The sequence below is a fragment of the Sporolactobacillus inulinus genome, assembly GCF_006539285.1.
GTDB lineage: Bacteria > Bacillota > Bacilli > Bacillales > Sporolactobacillaceae > Sporolactobacillus > Sporolactobacillus inulinus.
Genome location: NZ_BJMS01000170.1, coordinates 1 through 3,069, shown reverse-complemented (window position 1 = coordinate 3,069; position 3,069 = coordinate 1). Strand labels below are relative to the sequence as shown.

3 protein-coding genes are annotated in these 3,069 nt (G+C 41.3%); 2 read left to right on the top strand and 1 reads right to left on the bottom strand.

All coding sequences use genetic code 11. The annotated features are described in order from the left end of the window. The coding region (locus SIN01_RS14370) for a hypothetical protein (protein ID WP_218027792.1) at positions 1-512 on the top strand (512 nt) is incomplete at its 5' end. Beyond that, a complete protein-coding gene (locus SIN01_RS14365; protein WP_093673992.1) occupies positions 512-1,867 on the top strand; it encodes a DUF6056 family protein in 1,356 nt (451 codons plus the stop codon). The genes SIN01_RS14370 and SIN01_RS14365, both read left to right, overlap by 1 nt. A gap of 236 nt (positions 1,868-2,103) precedes the next feature. Here SIN01_RS14365 and SIN01_RS14360 read toward each other — a convergent pair whose 3' ends face one another. Beyond that, entirely contained in the window at positions 2,104-2,829 is a 726-nt protein-coding gene (locus SIN01_RS14360; protein ID WP_141306160.1) for a restriction endonuclease, read from the bottom strand. Between the last annotated feature and the right edge of the window lie 240 nt (positions 2,830-3,069).

Genomic DNA, 3,069 nt, shown 5'->3' with positions numbered 1-3,069 from the left:
GGATGCCCATAATAATGGAAACAAAAACATTGAAACAGATTACATACCTTAGTCTCTGTGGCGGATTGATTCTATTTGTGCTCTTTTCTGCCAGCTTAGCAACAAGTATTGGCAACATGAAGCGAGTCACAATAGCAGAGGCTCAGACGCGCGCAAAACTGAACTGGAAAATTGACCAGATAAAGATGGGATCAAGTATCGACATAACCGGATGGGCCTTTTACCCGGGAGAATCCATAAAAGTTTACGGAACACATGTGCTTTTAAAAGATTCAGAATCAGAACAATTTTATCAAATCCCTACAAAGATGGTGATCAGAGCGGATTTAAACAAACAGTACCCGTCATCCCATGACTATTCATCCGGCGGTTTTTTTGCACGTGTAAAGATGAGTCAGCTTAAAGCTCCGCCGTCACACTATAAGCTGTATCTTTCGTACACGACCAACGACAGGCGGACGATTGTCGTGAAAACAAACCTTCGATTGCCAAATGCAGGGAGCGAAAAGTAATGAGAAAAGTAAGTCGGCAGCTGAATGATTCCCATTACATGCCGTTCCTGTACTTCATTCTGTTCTCTCTTGTGATCCACTTTCCAATGACACTGAACTACAGCGATGATGCTCGATTTAAAGTCATTCTAAAGAATAATGACCTCTTTCAGTGGTTGCATGCGCGCTATTTCACTTGGACATCCAGGGTCCTGCTTGAAGCGGTAATGGTACCTGTGCTTCATGCCGGTGATTGGCTCTGGAAATGGATTGATGTGCTCATGATCGCAGTATTTGTACTCGCGCTCTCAAAACTCTTTGTAAAAAGCCGCTTCGCTGCGTGCAACTGGTTGATCATCCTGCTTTTTCTGCTTATTCCTGTACGCGCATTTAACAGTGCAGGTTGGGCAGCCACCACCTGCAATTATCTTTGGCCAATGACCATGGGACTGATCGCATTGCTTCCATTGAAAAAACTGCTGAATGGACAGAGACTGCCCTACTATGCGTACATCATCTGCATTCCGGCACTGATTTACGCAGCAAACCAAGAGCAGCTATGCGTTGCCTTGCTGATTGTCTTTGGCGCATTTATTGTCTTCTTCGCTTTTCAGCATCGGTTTTACCTATTTCCAGTCATCCAATTTCTGATCACCATGGCCAGCTTTATTTTCATTGCCAGCTCACCTGGAAATCATGCACGATTAATGGTACAGGTCGTCCGATCCAACCATCATTTCTTTATGCTGTCCGTAGCGAATAAACTTGAGATTGGCGCCTTTTCATCGACCTTGAATCATTTCATCTTTACTTTCGACCCAATCTTTCTTATTTTGTGCATCCTAATCACCGCAGCAGTGTACGCAAAAAATCGTGATCCATTCTTACGCATGATAAGCATCCTCCCGTTATTCTGTACGCTTGCCTTCGGTGCATTGCGTCCAGTAACGAAAACACTGTTTCCACAACTCGCTCATGTCCTCTATGATGTTCGCGTGATCCCATACGGCTACGTGCAGCTGGAAAATGTCTGGGCGTTAAAGAGCTACCTACCTCTGGCCATCTTAGGACTTGTATGTCTGTGCATCCTGCTTTCATTGCTTTACCTCTTTAGTGATCTGCGGACGTTTCTCTTTGCTGCACTCGTTCTTTTCGCAGGTTTAATGTCGCGCATCGTCATTGGATTCACACCAAGTGCCTGGGGATCCGGAGTCCGAGCCTTCTTCTTCATGTATGTTTCACTTATTATTGTCATTCTTTTAGTCTTTCAAGAACTACTTCGTCTCGATAAGAAGCATTTTCCGCAAAACGTTCTTATCTTCACAGCACTCTATACGGGGCTTACCGTCCTAAACGGGTACTTACTGCATGGCTGAGCACCGTAAGCAAATTTAACTCACTCGTAGTGAAAAATTGTGGTTTTTGACACACTGCAAGCACTTGTGAAGGACGCAAATTAATTTTGAAATTATTGGCATATGGATTAAGCTAAAATAAGGCGATGCATTCCTATGAAGTCATGTTTCGATTGGCGTTTTATGTTTTGATCTCTTCAATTGCTCATTATTATATTGGTTAATCATGCGAATTAATTGATCTCTGTCCTGAAGTATCACCCCATTTTTTTTGCAGATATCTTAGCATTATTCGTAAAATGGCGGTTTGTAATGACTATTTTTCGGCTTGCTTGATAATAACCACTGGCACCAACAACTTCATATATTGCGTGCACACCAACATTTCCACCATAACGTTTTGCCTGAACAACCGTTTTTTCGTTCCCTTTTATTAATACTAAATCCGCTCCAAAGTCACCTGTACACTTAGTTACTTTGACAAAATAGCCTTGACTCCTATAGATAGGAGCTAAGTATTCTTCAAACTCTGCACCTTTCATTTTGTCTACATCCTCTATAGGTGCAATAAACTGTACAGGCTTTGACATGAATTGTTTGCATGCACCATAAATCCAACGGCCAGTAAAAAAGAGAAGACCGAGAATGATTGCAAACAGCAAGATCCCAGTGATTTGTGTCGTCATTGGATTTGATAAGGCAGCAACAAAAAAGGAGACGATCAAATACAGCGAAATGCCTAGGAGCATTTTATATCTTAACGGCCAATTCTTTATCAATGAAAAAATAAAGAAATGGTCTTTTAATTGGGTAAGTTCTTTGTTGTATCTACGAAACAGCTTGATGTACTTATAAAACACAAACAAGACGGTTCCAATAAACATAAAATAAATACTAATAGGAAATGCAATCATGATCATCAGCATGAAAACGATTAAATAGAATAGATTATGGAATGTGCTATTCATTTTTCGCTTATTCATCGTGAAAATCCTTTCCTAATCCATTCATACTCATTTTCAATGCCAATATTTTGAATGAATCAAAGGTCGTCTGCGATTAATTTTCCCATCAAGCGATTCTCTATACGCTAGAAACGCTCATCTGATTCGAACAATGGTTAATGGTACTTTTCTACTGCTCACTCACCCGTCAATTAAGAAAAACCGGGCAAAAAGCGCCCGTTCCCTAATCTCCAACCATGTTTGATGGGCTCGTGTCTT